Origin of the sequence: Lishizhenia sp., assembly GCF_033720595.1 — a bacterium.
Lineage (GTDB): Bacteria > Bacteroidota > Bacteroidia > Flavobacteriales_D > Crocinitomicaceae > Lishizhenia.
On sequence record NZ_JAWWCF010000049.1, the window covers coordinates 1 to 17433 of the forward strand.

19 protein-coding genes are annotated in these 17433 nt (G+C 38.7%); 10 read left to right on the forward strand and 9 right to left on the reverse strand.

All coding sequences use genetic code 11. The features are described from left to right. The coding region (locus R3333_RS05270) for a hypothetical protein (protein WP_318957741.1) at nt 1–959 on the reverse strand (959 nt) is incomplete at its 3' end. A 112-nt stretch (nt 960–1071) separates the two neighbouring features. Between R3333_RS05270 and R3333_RS05275 the strand changes: the two genes are divergently transcribed. Then, on the forward strand, nt 1072–2073 hold the full coding sequence (locus R3333_RS05275) for an aspartate-semialdehyde dehydrogenase (RefSeq protein WP_318957743.1): 1002 nt from the start codon (nt 1072–1074) through the stop codon (nt 2071–2073). Between the two features lie 329 nt (nt 2074–2402). Continuing rightward, a complete protein-coding gene (locus R3333_RS05280) occupies nt 2403–3188 on the forward strand; it encodes a DUF3050 domain-containing protein (RefSeq protein WP_318957744.1) in 786 nt (261 codons plus the stop codon). A 197-nt stretch (nt 3189–3385) separates the two neighbouring features. Here the strand turns inward: R3333_RS05280 and R3333_RS05285 are convergent, their stop codons facing one another. The 5 genes from R3333_RS05285 to R3333_RS05305 form a co-directional block, all read right to left on the reverse strand. Then, complete coding sequence (locus tag R3333_RS05285) at nt 3386–4132, reverse strand: porin family protein (protein ID WP_318957745.1); 747 nt, start codon at nt 4130–4132, stop codon at nt 3386–3388. Further along, on the reverse strand, nt 4129–5154 hold the full coding sequence (gene galE / locus R3333_RS05290; protein ID WP_318957746.1) for a UDP-glucose 4-epimerase GalE: 1026 nt from the start codon (nt 5152–5154) through the stop codon (nt 4129–4131). Before galE ends, R3333_RS05285 begins: the two co-directional genes overlap by 4 nt. Nucleotides 5155–5203: 49 nt before the next feature. Beyond that, on the reverse strand, nt 5204–6094 hold the full coding sequence (locus R3333_RS05295; protein ID WP_318957747.1) for a hypothetical protein: 891 nt from the start codon (nt 6092–6094) through the stop codon (nt 5204–5206). A 5-nt stretch (nt 6095–6099) separates the two neighbouring features. After that, nucleotides 6100–6465, reverse strand: a complete 366-nt coding sequence (locus R3333_RS05300; protein WP_318957748.1) for a hypothetical protein — start codon at nt 6463–6465, stop codon at nt 6100–6102. 98 nt (nt 6466–6563) lie between these two features. Next, nucleotides 6564–6803, reverse strand: a complete 240-nt coding sequence (locus R3333_RS05305) for a hypothetical protein (protein ID WP_318957749.1) — start codon at nt 6801–6803, stop codon at nt 6564–6566. Between the two features lie 294 nt (nt 6804–7097). On the opposite strand from R3333_RS05305, the gene R3333_RS05310 reads away from it, so the two are divergent. From R3333_RS05310 to nadD, 8 genes are all read left to right on the forward strand, one after another. Then, nucleotides 7098–7544, forward strand: a complete 447-nt coding sequence (locus tag R3333_RS05310; protein ID WP_318957750.1) for a nucleoside deaminase — start codon at nt 7098–7100, stop codon at nt 7542–7544. Between the two features lie 86 nt (nt 7545–7630). Further along, entirely contained in the window at nt 7631–8680 is a 1050-nt protein-coding gene (locus R3333_RS05315; protein ID WP_318957751.1) for a M42 family metallopeptidase, read from the forward strand. A gap of 101 nt (nt 8681–8781) precedes the next feature. Next, entirely contained in the window at nt 8782–9636 is an 855-nt protein-coding gene (locus tag R3333_RS05320; protein ID WP_318957752.1) for a hypothetical protein, read from the forward strand. 320 nt (nt 9637–9956) lie between these two features. Next, the gene (locus R3333_RS05325) at nt 9957–10313 is read left to right on the forward strand and encodes an arsenate reductase family protein (RefSeq protein ID WP_318957753.1); all 357 of its coding nucleotides are present in this window, start codon (nt 9957–9959) and stop codon (nt 10311–10313) included. Continuing rightward, a complete protein-coding gene (locus R3333_RS05330) occupies nt 10310–11290 on the forward strand; it encodes a DMT family transporter (RefSeq protein ID WP_318957754.1) in 981 nt (326 codons plus the stop codon). The genes R3333_RS05325 and R3333_RS05330 overlap by 4 nt, the downstream gene beginning before the upstream one ends. A gap of 27 nt (nt 11291–11317) precedes the next feature. Then, nucleotides 11318–12175, forward strand: a complete 858-nt coding sequence (locus R3333_RS05335) for a YicC/YloC family endoribonuclease (RefSeq protein ID WP_318957755.1) — start codon at nt 11318–11320, stop codon at nt 12173–12175. Nucleotides 12176–12279: 104 nt separating this feature from the next. Next, a complete protein-coding gene (gene gmk, locus R3333_RS05340) occupies nt 12280–12852 on the forward strand; it encodes a guanylate kinase (RefSeq protein WP_318957756.1) in 573 nt (190 codons plus the stop codon). Nucleotides 12853–12855: 3 nt separating this feature from the next. Continuing rightward, nucleotides 12856–13458 (forward strand): nicotinate (nicotinamide) nucleotide adenylyltransferase, encoded by a 603-nt coding sequence (gene nadD / locus R3333_RS05345; RefSeq protein ID WP_318957757.1) that lies wholly within the window; start codon nt 12856–12858, stop codon nt 13456–13458. Between the two features lie 210 nt (nt 13459–13668). Here the strand turns inward: nadD and R3333_RS05350 are convergent, their stop codons facing one another. The 3 genes from R3333_RS05350 to R3333_RS05360 form a co-directional block, all read right to left on the reverse strand. Continuing rightward, complete coding sequence (locus R3333_RS05350) at nt 13669–14133, reverse strand: hypothetical protein (RefSeq protein ID WP_318957758.1); 465 nt, start codon at nt 14131–14133, stop codon at nt 13669–13671. Nucleotides 14134–14145: 12 nt separating this feature from the next. Then, nucleotides 14146–14559 carry a hypothetical protein gene (locus R3333_RS05355; RefSeq protein WP_318957759.1) on the reverse strand — a complete coding sequence of 138 codons (414 nt, stop codon included), beginning with the start codon at nt 14557–14559 and terminating at the stop codon, nt 14146–14148. A 131-nt stretch (nt 14560–14690) separates the two neighbouring features. Continuing rightward, nucleotides 14691–17433, reverse strand: a 2743-nt coding sequence (locus R3333_RS05360; RefSeq protein WP_318957760.1) for a M1 family metallopeptidase, incomplete at its 5' end; no start/stop codon positions are given.

Consider the following 17433-nt stretch of genomic DNA (forward strand, 5'->3'; position numbering starts at 1 on the left):
CCGGGTAAAACTTCTTCTCCAAAGATTACATGCGTTGTAAAACTAGTATCCCCAGTATTCATTAACGCATCATTGAAACCACTTAACTCAAATTCGTACAGACTATCATTAACAAGAGGGTAGCTAAAATTAAATAACAACTGTTTTGGACTATCTCCATACTTCACAGTATGTTCTAAAAAGGTTCCACTGGAGGTCTGAAGCTGAACATTATCTAAAGAATTAGAATCTATCTGCTCATCAAAATGAACCAAAAGTTTATTCGAATTGATGAGCGTTATTTGATTGATTTCAGGAGCAAAGCTGTCTACAGGAATATTACCTACAAACAATTCATCGAAGTAAAACTTAGTTGCATTAGAACTCGTGTATTGATAATACAAACCAAAATAATTGCCGGGGAGAAGCATATTCACTATTGCACTATCTACAGTTAAAAAGGATGCTTGTTGCGTATCGAAAATTTCCATGCGCCATAAACTGGTGCTATCCACACTTATCCTCAAGTGAATATCGAAAGAAGAATTGATCAAATTTGGTGGCCCCGTCAACAACTCGCTAATAGTAACGGATTGATGCATCAAGCGAATTGCATCGCCACTTCCCGATTCCCCAAACTGCAGGTACAAGCCCTCTGAATTACTTGACAAACTGCTGTCTGGACTCGCCAAATAAACTCGGGCAAAATTTCCGCTGGAAGGACTAAAATTTAGACGAAGTTGAAATTCCCAGACTTTCCAGTTTAGATTATTGATGTTGTGCGCCCGACAAAGCGTGGCAGTACCTGCTTGATTGTCGTTCAGTTGCAACTGTTCCAAGGAATTAATCGTAAATTTACTGCTGTCTCCCCTCCATCCAGAAGTTTGAAAAACAAAATCACTGTTAAATTTTTCCGTAATTTGTGAAATTACAACATTAACCGTGAAAATTAGTGATAAAGCTAGGGTTGATGTTTTCATGGTGGTAGTTTAGAACCTTAAAGTTAGTACATTTGCCCCGAAATTTAATGGAGGTCAGGCAGTTTTAACCCTGCGAGAAGACGCAAGTAGAACAATTTTTAAGAGAGATAAAATGAAAGTAGCAGTTGTTGGTGTAACAGGTATGGTAGGTCAAGTAATGTTAAAAGTATTGGCCGAGCAAAATTTCCCAATCACTACGTTGATTCCTGTGGCATCTGAAAGATCTGTAGGAAAAGAAATAGCTTTTGGTGGAAATACTTACCAAGTAGTTGGTTTAGAAACTGCTGTAGAAATGGTTCCAGATGTTGCCATTTTTAGTGCAGGTGGAGAAACAAGTTTAGCTTGGGCACCTAAGTTTGCTGAGGTAGGTACGGTTGTTATCGACAACTCTTCTGCTTGGCGTATGGACCCAACCAAAAAATTGGTCATTCCAGAAATTAACGGAGACAGTATCACAGCAGAAGATAAAATTATCGCAAACCCGAACTGTAGCACCATTCAAATGTTAATGGCTTTAGCACCTTTGCATAAGGCCTACGGAATTAAGCGTGTAGTAGTTTCTACTTACCAGTCTATCTCTGGAACAGGAGTAGCTGCAGTAGATCAAATGATGAGAGAACGTAACGGTGAGCAAGGAGAAATGGCCTACCCTTACCCTATCGATCAAAACTGTTTGCCGCATTGTGATTCTTTCTTAGACAATGGATATACGAAAGAAGAAATGAAGTTGACCAACGAAACAAAGAAAATCTTGGACAACAACATTAATGTTACCGCAACTGCAGTAAGAGTTCCTGTACAAGGTGGTCACTCAGAAGCAATCAACGTTGAATTTGAAAATGATTTCGATTTAGCTGAGGTTCGTAAAATGTTACACGAAACAGAAGGGGTAACGTTACAAGATTCTCCAGAAACAAACACTTACCCTATGCCTTTATATGCAGCAGGTAAAGATGATGTTTTCGTTGGACGTATCCGTAGAGATGAATCGCAAGCCAATACTTTAAACATGTGGTGTGTGGCAGATAACCTTAGAAAAGGTGCAGCTACCAATGCCGTTCAAATTGCTAAAAAATTAATTGCAAATAATATTCTTACCGTAGAAATGGCGTAAATACCGTAAGATTTTGTTCATAAATGAAAAAAGGGGGTACTAAGGTATTCCCTTTTTTTTATGGCTACCTCCCCTCCCAAAGGTACTTGGGGCGGGGTCCCGTCATCCGTTGCAACGCTTCGCCCAGTTGGCAATTTAACGGACTTGGCCCAGTAGCTTCTTGGGTCGCTCCTGCCCCAAAGCGTTGCATGGCAAACTGTGCTGCAGGGTTTTCACTACTACCGGTGGTAGAATTCCAAACTTTTCAATTTATGTCACATCCAAAAGCTTAATGTTTTCGTAGTTCTCTTGAAGAAAGATTATTTTTGCACCCTGTAAAATTGTAGTACATGCATTTAGAAAGAATTGAAAGTAGCATAGCCCCTTTGGTGGAACAATTGCGTAAGCACGAACTTTACGCCAATCTCAAGAACATAGAAGACATCCAGCTCTTTATGGAAGAACACGTCTATGCGGTTTGGGATTTTATGTCACTTCTAAAAGCATTGCAACAAAGTTTAACCTGTACTACTACACCATGGGTGCCCGTAGCCAATCCAAAAATTGCGCGCTTCATCAATGAAATTGTTCATGGAGAAGAAAGTGATTTAAACGAACTGAATGAGCCTAAGAGTCATTACGAAATGTATTTAGACGCTATGGAGCAAGTAGGTGCTAACAGCACCCATATTACACAATTTGTAGCTGCCGTACAAGCAGGAGCTACCGTAGCTCAAGCCTTAGAAGAACTTCCGATTTCTGCTTCTACTAAAGCCTTTGTAAACTATACCTTTTCTTTGTTAGAAGAGGGAAAAGCGCATAAAATAGCATCTGCTTTTACTTTTGGTAGAGAAGATGTTATCCCTGATATGTTTATTGCCATAGTTAAAGAGGCTGAAGACAATGAAGGAAAAGATGCTTACAACAAACTGACGTATTATTTAGAGCGTCACATAGAACTTGATGGCGATGAGCATGGACCACTCTCTTTAGAAATGATAACTGAATTGTGTGGAAACGATGAACAAAAATGGCAAGAGGTGGAGCAAATAGCACAGGAAGCTCTTACACAGCGTATCGCCTTATGGGATGGTATTAACGCCAAAATAGAAGCGCATAAAGCAGTTATGGCTTAAACGGCTAACAATAGCAATACATACCCCGCATCCCCAAGGTTCTTGGGGAGAGTAGCAATGGATAGCGTGTTAAAGCAGCCACAAAAAAACGGAGAACTGAAAACAATCCTCCGTTAAACCCAAAATTCTTATGAAACCTAATGTCAACTTGTGCTGACGATTAGTGTATAACTAAATCCGTGCCAAGTTCTTATTCTTTAAAACAAGGCTATGCTTATACCCGCCGTAATTGGCGAAAGCTTTACGCTATTTTCATGTGTAAATAAATCTGTAAAATAATAGGCTGCGTAAACACTCCAATTTCTGATTCCAACACGCGCCGTAAGTCCGTATCTCAAAGGATTTCTATCTGGAAAATTGTAATTTTTAAACTTGTAATTTTTCCCTTCAATATTTTCTTTAGTCTTAGTATACGCATTTAACTGATAACCTATTTTACCCCCCACAAAAAACTTAAAGTGCTGGTATCCTTTGGTTCTAAAACGCAATTCCACAGGGATTTCAATATAATTGGCATTGAACTTACTCCAAACAATGTCTTGCTGTAAAGCCAAAGAATAGGTAGAAGTAGAACCCTCGGTATAATCACTGTTAAACCCAATTTTTGTTCTGTTGTTATAATGACTAAAAGCCACACCCCAACCTAGTCCAACAGTATTTGCTTTGGTAAAAGGAATGTCAAACATCACATTGACATTAAAACCAATCGAGCTCCATGGGCTATTTAAAGGAGAAAGATCACCTTGCCAATCGTTGTAGAGTACATCTACCACCAACCTATCGTATTTACGCAGTTTCGTGGTATCGTAATTACTAAAGCCACTGTAAAACCACATCACGCCAGGTCTGTGACGCGAAACTAATCCTTGTTCCTCTTCTAAGTATTGCGCTTTGAGTCCGCCACACAACACCAACACACTTACAATTGCAAGAAAATATCTCAAAAACTATCTTTCATTTGTTCCCAGTTCCAAGCCGTTTCTATGGCGTAAGCAACATCATGTTTTGCTTCCCATTTTAAAGCATCTCTAGCTTTGTCAACTTTAGCGAAAATTTGAGGTACATCCCCCGCTCTTCTTGGTCCGTATTTAAAAGGAATTTCTTTTCCCGTTACCTTCGCAAAGAGGTCTATGCATGCTTTTACACTTGTCCCAACACCTGTACCTACATTAAATACATCGTAGAACTCATCCTTTTGACCTTCTAAATAATCAAAGGCAGCCACATGCGCTTCTGCCAAATCTACAACGTGAATGTAATCGCGTAAACAAGTGCCATCTTCGGTATCGTAATCATTACCAAAAACAGTAAGTTCTTTTCTTAAACCATGCGCTGTTTGGGTAATGTAAGGCATTAAATTATTTGGAATTCCTTGAGGCTCTTCACCAATCAAACCAGTTGGATGTGCTCCCACAGGATTGAAATAACGCAAGGCAACCACTTTAAAACTAGGACTTCCTTTATATACGTCATTCAAAATTTGCTCACACAACAATTTTGTTGCACCATAAGGAGATGCAGGTGGAGCCAAAGGAGTTTGTTCTGTAACGATAGGATTTTCAGGTTCACCATACACCGTACAGCTACTCGAAAAAACAATGTTCTTAATTTCAAACTGTTTCATGAAATTAAGGATGGACAATAAACTAGTAAGGTTATTATCATAATATTTCAAAGGATCTTGTACCGACTCCCCCACAGCTTTATCTGCAGCAAAGTGAATCACTCCCCAAAATTTATAGTTTTGACCTAATTTTTCAAGAAGAGCGGCATCCTGACAATTACCTTCAACAACTTCTATTTTACGATCTGCAATTTGCTCCAAGCGATTCGGAACATCTCTTTTTGCATTTCTGTAATCGTCTAAAATTACCGGTTCATACCCATTATTAATTAGGGCTAAAACGGTGTGAGAACCAATATAACCAGCTCCTCCAGTTACTAAAACGTACTTCTTTTCGGTCATAAAACCAAAAGTAATAAAAATAGAAACCAGAAGAGGTGTTATGTTTACTTTATTGCACTACAATGGGCTTCACACCACGTATCCCCATATCCACTAAAGAATCACCGTCTAAGGGTTCAAAAATGTTATTTTGTGCGGCATCGTACCACTCTATACTTTTGTTGGTGCTAAAAGAAACATCCACAATTACATCTTCTGTTTCGTTTCCTGTAATCACCAAATCTTGCTCAAAGTCACCCGTTAAAACACAACTTCCCGGAGGAATAGGAGAAGTCGCTGCCAAAGGATTAGGAACCGTAATTTGTCCAGATTCTCCTGTGCTCACAATTGGATTCTGAATCACACTATTGGGATGGATTTCTAAAGCCCAATACCCTTGTAGTTTATTTGAATTTACCGTTTCTGTTTGCGTTTTAATCACATGCTCTGTAATGTAGGTGTTGAAACCTAAGAAGCATGCTAATGTAGCCGTTGCATCAATTCCATTGGCCCTAAATTCTATATCTGCATTTTGGTAACTTACCGATACACGTATCCATTCGTAGGTATCTGCTTTAACATCAGCGATAGGAATCTCAGCCAAAATCTCGCCATCATTGACACGTATTGCTTTGTCGTAATCTATCGCATTATCTCCACCCGTTGTTGTTTGCGCCCCAGTGTAGCAGACTTCACCATCTTGTAGTTGCGTGTAAGCATTTTGTGCCAACTCTATGTAGTGTATGGAGAAAGCATTGTAGCTAGGATCTTGCGCTCCATGGTTAGCAGGCACGGGTGCAGGATTTCCAAGATTATCTGTTCGTTCCTGATTGGGGTCTAACTTCAAGCGAAATACTAGTTTTGGAGCATCCGTATCTTGCGGTGTATCATCCTTTACATCTTCTTTCTTACAAGCCAATAAGCTCAATGCAAGAAAACCAAAAATCAATTTATTTTTCATAGGTTCTAGTTTAGCTCAACTTCCATTTGAACAATTTGCACTTGGTTATCATAAGAATGCTTGTAGCCCAAATCATAAACCATTACATAGCGCGATCCATCAGGAGCGTTGAAATTATGGGTATGGTAATCGGTTGAGAACCCTTGCTTTTCGAGAACCTCTAGCTTAACGGGAGAAGATCTGTAAATATCAAAGGTTTGATTTAAAACGGAATAATTGCGTTGTAATTGTCTATTCAAGGCTGTAAAGAGTGCGTTCTTCTCTTTGTTGCGTTGATTGTGAAATTGATTTTTACAGGAAGAAGAACAAAATTTCTTGTTGGACCTTCCCTTGAATTCTTCATTGCAATTTTCACAGATTACTGCTTTCATAAGTTTGTCAGTTTTAGCGAATAAAATAATTAATACATAATTCTTTAAGGTTTAGTTATTCAATGAAAGTTAAGGATAGAATAGTAGCGCGATTTATGCTAATCTTCCCATTTACAAAGCGTACGACTGTAGGTATTTCTGGCCTTTGCCAAACTTACCGCAATAATGTCGTGTGTGCAGGCGTTCAATCCGCGGCACGACTTCTTTAAATGATAACGTTTGGCACTCGTACTCTTACAAATGTACACTTGACTTTGTACTGCTGTGTTGGGTAATTCCTTCTCTTGAAAAGAAGAAAAAAACACAAGGCAAGAAGTAAGTAGTAATGTTTTCAACATGAATAGCGCGTTTCCTACAAATCTAACTAATTTTTTTTATGCAAAAAAAAGCAAGATACCTTCTTCAATTTCAACCCTTCAATTTTCACCACTTCCCTCTAAAATAAGTATCTTCACAGCTCCAATGGATTTACAAAAACACAGACATTACAAGAAGAGCTATAAACTCTTTATCCGCTATTTCATTTATGGCGTTGTGTTGCTAATGCTCTTGTATTTAATCCGTTCGAAAATGGACAGCGTCCCCAAAGAAAACGCTCCCCAAGAAATAGAACATTTTAGTATAGAAACCCCATGATAGATCCCTACAACGACGAATATTTTATGAAACAGGCCTTAGCCGAGGCGCACAAAGCTTTTGACCGTGATGAAATTCCGGTGGGTGCTGTAGTTGTAGCCAATAAACAAGTTATTGCTAGGAGTCATAATTTAAGTGAAGTACTTAATGATGTAACTGCCCATGCAGAAATGCAAGCCATAACCGCAGCTGCCAATCATTTGGGGGGAAAGTACCTCATTGACTGCACGCTCTACGTTACCCTAGAACCTTGCGTAATGTGTGCTGGAGCTTTGTCGTGGGCTCAAATAAGTAATATCGTATATGGAGCGAGTGATGAAAAACGTGGAGCTGGTAGGTTTGACACATCCCTTTATCATCCTAAAACTAAAATAACTGGTGGAATTATGGCCGAGGAATGTGGTGAAATTATGCAACGTTTTTTTGCCAATAAGCGCAAATAGCCTTTGTTCCTCTCTAAGCCTCACCTTATCAAAAAGAAACAAGCAAAATAAATAGGAACATTAACTTTAATGTCAAATAGAAAAACATGAGTTTTAACATAGATTTATTGAAACGCGTTTGTGAAGCACCTGGGGCTCCAGGGTTTGAGCAACGCATTAGAGAAGTTGTCTTAGCAGAAATTAAAGACTTGGTTGACGAGGTAGAGCTCGACAACATGGGTAACGTTTATGCCATTAAACGCGGAAAAAGCGATAAGCGCGTAATGGTAGGTGCTCACATGGATGAAATCGGATTTATTGTTACACACATAGATGATAATGGATTTATTCGCTTCCATACTTTAGGAGGTTTTGACCCTAAAACGTTAACCGCACAACGTGTTATTATTCATGGAAAAGAAGATGTAATGGGAGTGATGGCTTCAAAACCCATCCACGTAATGACAGCCGAAGAAAGAACCAAAGTTTCGAAAATCACCGACTATTTCATCGACACAGGTCTTCCCAAAGAAGAAGTTGAGCAACTCATTAAAGTAGGTGATCCTATTACACGTGAACGCGGACTCATAGAAATGGGGAATTGTGTAAACTGTAAATCTCTAGATAACCGTTTGGCCGTTTTCATTCTTATCGAGACCTTGAAATATTTGAAAGACAAAGAAATTCCGTACGATTTCTACGGTGTATTTACCGTACAAGAAGAAGTAGGGATTAGAGGAGCGAATGTTGCAGCTATGCGCATCAACCCTGATTTTGGGTTTGGTTTAGATACGACCATCGCTTACGATTTACCGGGAGCACAAGCACACGAAAAAATCACTTCTTTAGGAGAAGGAACGGCCATTAAGATTATGGACTCTTCAACAATTTGTGATTACCGTATGGTTGAGTTTATGAAGAAAACAGCCAACAACCACAGCATTAAATGGCAGCCAGAAATCTTAACAGGTGGAGGAACAGATACGGCGGGTATCCAACGTATGACAGAAGGAGGATCTATTGCGGGAGCAGTGAGCATACCAACACGTCACTTACACCAAGTAATAGAAATGGCACATAAAGAAGACATTACTAACTCCATTGAATTACTCTCAAAGTGTATCCAAGAAATTGATACGCACGATTGGAGCTTCTAATCATTATTGTAAAGCCAGAAGAATTATTTTTTCTGGCTTTTTTAACATTTCAACTTAAAATATAATCACCCATGAAGCGTTTTGCTTCAAACTAAAAAATCATGAAAACTATCCAATTAATGATCTTGGGACTGTGTTTACCTTTTTTGGGTAAGGCCCAAACAACAACACCTGCATTACGCATCAATGAAGCATACATGTCCCTAGGAGGTCAAGGTGCATTTAGTCCTGGCCTTTCCCAGCAAACCTATGAGAAATTAGCACCGAACTCATCTTTACTCCTCAACAATTACGGAAACTATTATTACTATTCAGGATCCGCGAACTATAAATTAGGGGTAGGTCTACAGTTCAGAGACAAAACAAAAACAGGTTTTAGAAAGCATATTGAACTACGCGTTGGGCTTTCTTATAACAGTTACAGAGGCTATAATTCTTATAGAAGTTCGTACGAAAAAACTCCTTACGACACCCTGGTTTCTCAACAAACAGGACAAGAATACTATATCGACTCCATCTATACTGAATATTCAAGCATCAACCATAATTTTGACATGCTGTCTATTGATGCTTCTCTTATTTTCAGAACAAACGCAGAAGCAAGATGGTCTTTATACGGTGGAATCGGGGCAACTTATGGAACCTCTTTGTATAGCCGAACCAATGTAAACAGCGGAGAATATGGATACACCGTGGGTGCTCAAACCGGAAGTTCTTACAGCTGGAACTCTAGTAACAATAAAAACGAGAGTTACAGAAATGAGGCAAATACAGCGTTTACCGTGTACGTTCCAGTTGGACTAGATTTCAGAATTGCCAACAATAATGAATTCTTTAAAAATCTGCATTTATACACAGAACTTACCCCCAACTTTACGTTACAGAACATCGGTGGCTTTGAAACCATGAAGTCTCCAGGTTTAGGAATGAATTTCGGTGCTTACTACAGGTTTTAATCCTTATCCCAAATAATTAGAAAGGCTGTCTTACAAAAGGCGGCCTTTTTTACATGCTATTTTTTGAATTCCTGTTGGCAAACGGCCAGGCTATCCTTCCAACTTCACTCCTAACCGCTAAGTTTTCCCAAAGCCTATAGGGCTTCTTTAAGTCGCCGCTATATACTTGGTAAATCTAAGCGCTTCGTGCGTTCACTTTTCATCCTATCCTTGTTTGTATCACCTCGGAATTGTACTCAAGTTAACCAACTCTCCCTCTCTCTACCATACGCGCAGTCAATACTGTTTTTCTCTTATCTTTGCCCCTTCAAGAAAAGGCTATGAAAAAAATATATCATTTATCATCGTGCAACACTTGTCAACGCATCATTAAGGAGTTAGAATTACAAGGTGACGTTGAATTACAAGACATTAAACAAGAAAACATAGACGAAGCTACCTTAGACATGATCAAAGAAAAAGTAGGTTCTTACGAGGGTATGTTTAGTAAACGTGCTATGAAGTACAGATCTATGGGCTTAAATGAAATGAACTTAACGGAAGCCGACTACAAAAAATACATGTTAGAAGAATATACTTTCTTGAAGCGTCCTTTCATCATTTTGGAAGACGAAGTATTTGTAGGAAATTCTAAGAAGGTAGTAGAAGCTGCCAAAAAAGCTTACCAAGGAGCGTGAGAAATGTAATTATTGCCCACTTGGCCCTTTTTGCTGTAAATATGATTTACGGTGCCAACTACATTTTGGCCAAAGACGTCATGCCCAACTATTTAGGTCCAAATGCATTTATTTTTATGCGCGTGGCCGGGGCTTCATTGTTGTTTTGGATCATTCTCTTGTTCCAAAAACGAGAAAAAATTGAGCGTAAAGATTGGTTAAAGATTGCCGCTTGTGGTTTGTTTGGTATTGCCATGAACCAACTTTTCTTTTTCAACGGTTTAAGTCTTACTTCGGGTATAAATGCGTCTATTATCATGACTTCCACACCCATCATTGTTGCTGTTTTGGCCTTCTTTATTCGTAAGGAAGCCTTGAGTAAGATGAAGGTTTCTGGAATTGTCATTGGAGCAATTGGTGCCATAAGTTTAACCCTTGCGGGTAGTAACCCTGCTGTTGATTCTGCTTTGGGCGACCTTTTTATTTTCGTTAATGCAGCCAGTTATAGTGTTTACCTTATTTTGGCGAAATCCCTGATGGAGAAATACAAACCCTTGACTGTTCTTACCTATGTGATGACCTTCGGTTTGTTCCTCATTACCTTATTCCCCTTAACGATTCCTGAATTAATGGATACAGATTTTGCCAGCTTTACAGGCCCCATTATTGGGAAGGTAATTTTCGTAATTGTAGGGGTTACCTTTATTGCTTACCTTTTTAACATCTTTGCATTACAACACGTGAGTCCAACAGTTTCTGGATCTTACATATATTTACAACCTATACTGGCTATTTTCTTTGCCTTCTTCTTTTTCTACATCGGTATTTCTGATGATGATTCTGGAAGTGTTTCTTTAGAAAAAGTGCTGTATATGTTATTGGTATTTGCGGGAGTTTTTATTACTTCACGTTCTACCTATCTGGAAAACAAAAAACGCAAAGCTTTGGCCCGCAATGAGGCGAAAGATGCACAAACTATTAATACTGTTGATCAGTAAAATTAAGATTAGATTATGCTTCAATCCATGACAGGCTACGGAAAGGCCACAGGAAATTATAAGGATAAAAAAATTGTTGTTGAAGTTCGCTCTTTGAACAGCAAAAACTTGGATTTAATGGCGCGTATTGCACCACTTTACAAACCGCTCGAATTAGAGTTGCGTAAAAAAGTGGGACAAGTTTTAGACCGCGGTAAAACGGAGTTGAGCATTAACATAGAAAACACGGGTGCCACAGCCAACTATGTAATTAACCAAGAACTGGCCAAAGCCTATTACAAAGATCTAAAGCAGTTGTCTTCTGATTTAGAAGAGGAGCAAGATCTTTTGCCTATGGTATTGCGCATGCCAGAAATCTACATCAACCAAACAGAAGAGTTGACCGAAGAGGAAAGCAACTTCTTGATGGGATTGTTGGAAGAGGCTTTGCAGAAATTATTAGATTTTAGAAAACAGGAAGGAGTTTCTTTAAGTCAAGATTTCACAGATAGAATTACGACGATTAAAACCTTGTTAGACGAGGTTCCAAAATACGAAGAGTTACGTATAGACATCATCAAAGAGCGCATGCGCAAAGGCTTTGAAGAGAATAACAATCAGAGTATTGATGAAAACAGATTCGAGCAAGAATTAATCTATTACATTGAGAAGTTAGATGTTTCTGAAGAGAAAGTTAGATTGGCCAATCACTTGGATTACTTCATTGAAACGATGAACAATTCAGATAAACCTGTGGGTAAAAAATTAGGATTCATCTCTCAAGAAATCGGTAGAGAAATCAATACACTTGGAAGTAAATCTTACCATGTTGACTTACAAAAGATCGTGGTTAACATGAAGGATAATTTAGAGAAGATTAAAGAACAAGTATTAAACACACTTTAAATTAAGAATTCCTCTCGACTCCGCTCGAGAACCGCTTATAAAATTAAATACTCTACCCCCTTGATAAAAATCGTTTATCAAGTAGAGTTATGAAATTTAAGACCATGAACAAAGAAGGAAAATGCATCATATTCTCTGCGCCATCTGGGGCAGGGAAAACGACCATAGTACAACATTTATTAAAACAAGATTTAGGTTTGTCTTTTTCTATTTCGGCATGTTCTAGAGATCCTAGACCCAACGAAGTAGACGGGAAAGACTACCACTTTTTAGGTTTGGAGAAATTTCAACAGGAGATTTTAAACAATGCCTTTTTAGAGTGGGAAGAAGTTTACACCAACAATTACTACGGAACACTAAAAAGCGAAATTGAACGCATTTGGAACGAAGGGAAAACTGTAATTTTTGATGTGGATGTTATTGGTGGACTCAACCTTAAGAAATACTTTGGAGACAAAGCTTTGGCCATCTTCGTACAACCCCCTTCTTACGATGAGTTAGAAAAGCGTTTACGCTACAGAAGCACAGAAAGTGAAGACAAGATTAACCAACGTATGTCTAAGGCAAGAGAAGAGCTTTCTTTCGCCCCTCAATTCGATCATATATTAGTGAACGACAACCTTGAGCACGCTTTAGAAGAAGCTGAAAAATTGGTGGGAACATTCATCAAAGCATAAGATATGAAAGTAGGATTGTATTTCGGAAGTTTTAACCCCATACACATTGGTCATTTAATCATTGCCAACCACATGGTTGACACAACAGATATGGATCAAGTATGGATGGTTGTATCGCCGCACAATCCACTTAAAAAGAAAAAGAGTTTATTAGAAGATTATCATCGATTGGCCTTGGTGAACGAGGCCATTGAGGATAACCTGAACCTAAGAGCATCTGATATAGAGTTTAAACTCGAACAACCTTCCTACACGGCAAATACCTTAGCCTACCTTAAAGAAAAGCACCCTAAGCATCAATTTGTACTTATCATGGGGGAAGACAATTTGCGCACCTTCCACAAATGGAAGAATTACGAGCAAATTTTAGAACGCTACGAAATCTATGTGTATCCGCGCGTGGTTACCGTACAAGAAATGGAAAAAGGTACGATAGAACACAACGCCTTACAAGACCATCCTCACGTACATTTTTGCGGAGATGCCCCTTTGATGAAAATCAGCAGCAGCTACATACGTAAAGCCATTAAGCTTGGGAGAGATGTACGTTATCTACTCCCCAAACCGGTGCTCAAGTACATCGACGAGATGAATTTTTATCGATAAACTGTTAGACTTTTAGATCGAAAGATTATTTAAGGTTTGATAGCTGGACACAAGTATGTCTTTTTTCAAACAAGGATAGGATGGAAAGTGCGAGTGGTAAAGGCTTAGCATAACAAGCTTAAAGCGGCGACTCAAAGAAGCCTCTTTAAGGGCGAGTTATTCTTAGCCTTTAGTAGCAAACTTGGAAGGATAGCCTGGCCGTTTGCCTAATTACCTTATCACCATTACAAAAAACATTAACACAACAGAAGTGCAAATTAGAATGGCCTGTACCAAGAATAAAGCATTCATACTTTTTACAGCTGCCACCAATTTGCGTTGCTCTTTATTATTCATCGCCAATTTTATACGCGTAGAAAACTTGTTATACAACAAGAACATATAAATGTAAATGGCTAGAACGATGGCACCGACAGATAACTGCGGAACTCTTCTTGCAATAACATCTGTTAATGTATAGTTAGCTTGACCGGGCAACGCAAGAAAGCTATTGTTCAACCTGTCTAAAGTCGTAAAAAGATCGACGACTAAGGACAACAAATAAAGTCCGGCAATTAGCAGCATAAAAACACCTAAAAAACGCGACCATTTTCCCGTAGACAATAAGATTCCTTCTGTTTTGTCTGTAATATTTAAAAGTGGGCTTTGCTCTTGTTGAGTAGCAGAATTTTCCATTAGATTGTAGGTTTAATAGTTGAAAAAGAAGTAGGTAAACACCAAGAATAAGATAGACAAAGTACAGATTATTATGATTCCTTGCAGCTTAAAAAATTGGCGCAAATTGTCGAGAGCTAAATCCAGTTCTTTTTGTTGTTCTTTTGCCAACGCCAATTTCATTTTGTTTGCGGCTGTATTGAGGTAATGAAAAAACATGTAATACAAGAAAAAGATGACTAAGGCCACCATGACACCGATAAAAATGCCCAGAAAATCGAAATCTGAAAATATAAATAAACATAAGACGGCGTAAAGACTGGCAACAACTAAAAAAGTAATACCCAAAAATTTGCTGTTATTAATCAGCTTAAAAAGGACTTTTCTCAGGTCGTAATTTACCGCTATACCCTCTGAGTGGTCATCATCTAATATATCTTTTTCCATGTGTAGTGATTGAGTTAGAGCCAACAATATACATATTCTCTTATAAATGTTGGAAGCAGCTGTTGAACTTTTGATACAAAAAAACTCCGCCCCATAGTCTGAGGCGGAGTAAATCAACAAAAGGTGTTGAATTATTTATCTAATATCTGCTCGATTAAACCAGCATTGGTTAAGTTGAGTTTTAAAGAGAATTTTATGCTTTGTGCGTAATTTGCTTGTTGTAAATTGTTGCTTTGCACGATTGGGAAATAGATGCCGAAAACATCTCCCATACGAATTCCTAAACCTAAATCGTATACTTCTTGTTGTACACCGTTATTTGAAATAGTACCGTAATCTGCAAACACTCCTACAAGGTGTGTTAAGACGGGTAATGGTGCATAGAAATTGATTGCCGCCATACTTTCGTTGGCTGCTAATCCACTTGCTGAACCAAAGTTCCCCATATCATTATTGTGCTGATTGGCCCACATTCCGCTCACTTCATTTCTACCGAAGTAATACTCTTCCATAAACAAATCTTGTCCTCCTGTTCTACCAGAAACGGGTGCAGCATATCTGTTGGCATTGTAGGCACTATTTACGTTGTAAATAAAGTTGTTTAAGGCAAAGGCGCGTACTTCAATGTAGTTTCTTTTCTTTTTAATGTAGTAATTCCACTTGTACTTCAATTCTACCGAAGCTCTTGCCATTTCATCGTTAAGGTTCGATTGTATGTAACTCGCTCTGGCATTGGCCACAAACAAGTGATTTGGACGTTTGTACGTGTACTTGTAATCTGCAAAGGCCCCGATTTCTTCTATGTTCGTAGCTGTTCTACGCGTCATTTTATACAAACCTTGCAACAACAAACGGTTGTGGTGCTTACTTTGCGGCCCTCTTTTACCTAATGTTAAATTCAAATAAGGGTTTAAGGCGTAGTAGTTCGCATTGTTTCTACTTAATGAATCTACATCTTTAAAAGTCTTCATAGATAAACCAGCTTTCCCTAAACGTACCACATTGGAAGGTCTAAAAGTATAGATCAACTCTCCCATTCCACTTAGGTTTTGTCGACCAATAGAATACATAGGGGTCAATAAGAAAGTAAACTTATTGGGCACTACCTGGAAATTATGCAAGCTGGCCCCTATCATGAACTTATCACTGGTATTGAAACCAATAGCAGGTGTCCAAGCTAGGTTACTCTCTTCTCTCCTATTGGCTGTAAACAAAGGATTGATTTTAAGTGGTTCAACTCTATTGATAAGCCAGTCTTTCTTCCAAGAGTTGTTGGTTCTATTCATCTCTGGAACTTGTGTATGGATATCTACCACCACTTCTGCAGCTTCTGTATTCTCAAAAGTTACACTTTCTTTCCTATCTTCTGATGTTGCCCATTTGGTTAAAGTATCTCCCTCTGGTGTGATAACTTGAACAGGAATTGGTCCGTGAATATGTCCTTTGTGCTTTACAACAACCTCCGTATTACCATCTTTAGTTTTCACACGCTTCAACTTGTAATCTATAGCATCAGCAGTTTTAATGATATCTTCGAAAACCCATCCAAAATCTTCTCCCGTTGCAGTTTCAAAACAAGCGCGTAAATCTTCAGGCTGTGGGTGTTTAAACTTCCATTTTTGATAATACGATTGCATAATCGCATCGAACTTTTCTTCGCCTAAGTATTCTTTTAAATAATCGAACACCAGACCTGTTTTTTGATAGACGATTACTCCGTAATTCACAGAAGCAAATTCATCAGAATGCAAATCCATTGGTTGATCTAAGCCCAACGCTTGGACAGTTCTAAACATTACATCGTTCTGGTCGTGGTAATCACAACCGTGGAATCTGAATTTTCCATTTAAAAGATTATCTGCTAAACGTGTATTGTTTGGATATTTGGTTTGAATGTAGCGCACCTCGTTCAATGTATTTAAACCTTCATCCATCCATGGGTGCGTGCGTTCGTTAGATCCTAATATTCCATAGAACCAATTGTGCCCAACCTCGTGAACAATCACGACTTCCAAGGCTTCTTTATTTCCAGTATTTCCAATAACGGTAACGTTAGGGTATTCCATCCCTCCACCAGCTGCAATAGTTCCGTCTACCGCAGTTACTTGGTTGTACGGGTAATCTCCATTCCACAAAGAATAGTAGTAGGTTCCATCGTTGATATACTCAATGGCATCTTCCCATAGCATTCTATTTTTTGGCGTAAACATGGCATAAGTAGTTACCTTTCTTTTGGAATGCGGCAACTCTACTTCTCCTTGCAACACTTCAAATCTTTTGTCGGCAAACCAAGCGAAGTCATGTACCTTCGATTGTTTATAAGTCAACGTTTTATACTCCTTAGAAGAAGCTGGAAAATCTGTACTCGCCTCTTGCTTAAAAGAAGCGTCTTTGAATTGTTGTAAGGTAGAATCTGCCTTTGCTTTCAACCAAGCTTTTTCTGCAGGATTTTGTAAATCTCCTGTTGCTCCAACTACGTAGTTCTTGGGAAGGGTTATACTTACTTCAAAAGACCCGTATTCTGAGTAGAATTCTCCTTGGTTCAAATAAGGCATGGCGTGCCATCCATCTTTGTCGTACACTGCTGGTTTTGGGTACCATTGTGTAATCATATAGGATTCTCCTACGTGCCCTAAACGCGAATATTTAGCATCTGGCAATTTTACTTTGAAGGGCGTAGAAATAATTACTTTTTCTCCTGGTAACAACGCTTCATTTAAAGTCAAGGTAGCCACGTCTATGTGTTCTTCATCATAGGTTAACACAAGGGCTTCTCCGTTTGCTTTAAAGTCTAATGAATCTATCCATCCTCTATCTTTTTCATCCGCGAAGATGAGTCCGTTATTTTCTCTCCTTTGCTTTTGCTTTGCCAAA

Bases quoted from the DNA above. Each gene is read 5' to 3' on its own strand.
- R3333_RS05275 (WP_318957743.1), top strand. From the start codon at position 1,072: ATGAAAGTAGCAGTTGTTGGTGTAACAGGTATGGTAGGTCAAGTAATG.
- R3333_RS05280 (WP_318957744.1), top strand. From the start codon at position 2,403: ATGCATTTAGAAAGAATTGAAAGTAGCATAGCCCCTTTGGTGGAACAA.
- galE (WP_318957746.1), bottom strand. From the start codon at position 5,154: ATGACCGAAAAGAAGTACGTTTTAGTAACTGGAGGAGCTGGTTATATT.
- R3333_RS05295 (WP_318957747.1), bottom strand. From the start codon at position 6,094: ATGAAAAATAAATTGATTTTTGGTTTTCTTGCATTGAGCTTATTGGCT.
- R3333_RS05300 (WP_318957748.1), bottom strand. From the start codon at position 6,465: ATGAAAGCAGTAATCTGTGAAAATTGCAATGAAGAATTCAAGGGAAGG.
- R3333_RS05305 (WP_318957749.1), bottom strand. From the start codon at position 6,803: ATGTTGAAAACATTACTACTTACTTCTTGCCTTGTGTTTTTTTCTTCT.
- R3333_RS05310 (WP_318957750.1), top strand. From the start codon at position 7,098: ATGATAGATCCCTACAACGACGAATATTTTATGAAACAGGCCTTAGCC.
- R3333_RS05315 (WP_318957751.1), top strand. From the start codon at position 7,631: ATGAGTTTTAACATAGATTTATTGAAACGCGTTTGTGAAGCACCTGGG.
- R3333_RS05320 (WP_318957752.1), top strand. From the start codon at position 8,782: ATGAAAACTATCCAATTAATGATCTTGGGACTGTGTTTACCTTTTTTG.
- R3333_RS05325 (WP_318957753.1), top strand. From the start codon at position 9,957: ATGAAAAAAATATATCATTTATCATCGTGCAACACTTGTCAACGCATC.
- R3333_RS05335 (WP_318957755.1), top strand. From the start codon at position 11,318: ATGACAGGCTACGGAAAGGCCACAGGAAATTATAAGGATAAAAAAATT.
- gmk (WP_318957756.1), top strand. From the start codon at position 12,280: ATGAACAAAGAAGGAAAATGCATCATATTCTCTGCGCCATCTGGGGCA.
- nadD (WP_318957757.1), top strand. From the start codon at position 12,856: ATGAAAGTAGGATTGTATTTCGGAAGTTTTAACCCCATACACATTGGT.
- R3333_RS05350 (WP_318957758.1), bottom strand. From the start codon at position 14,133: ATGGAAAATTCTGCTACTCAACAAGAGCAAAGCCCACTTTTAAATATT.
- R3333_RS05355 (WP_318957759.1), bottom strand. From the start codon at position 14,559: ATGGAAAAAGATATATTAGATGATGACCACTCAGAGGGTATAGCGGTA.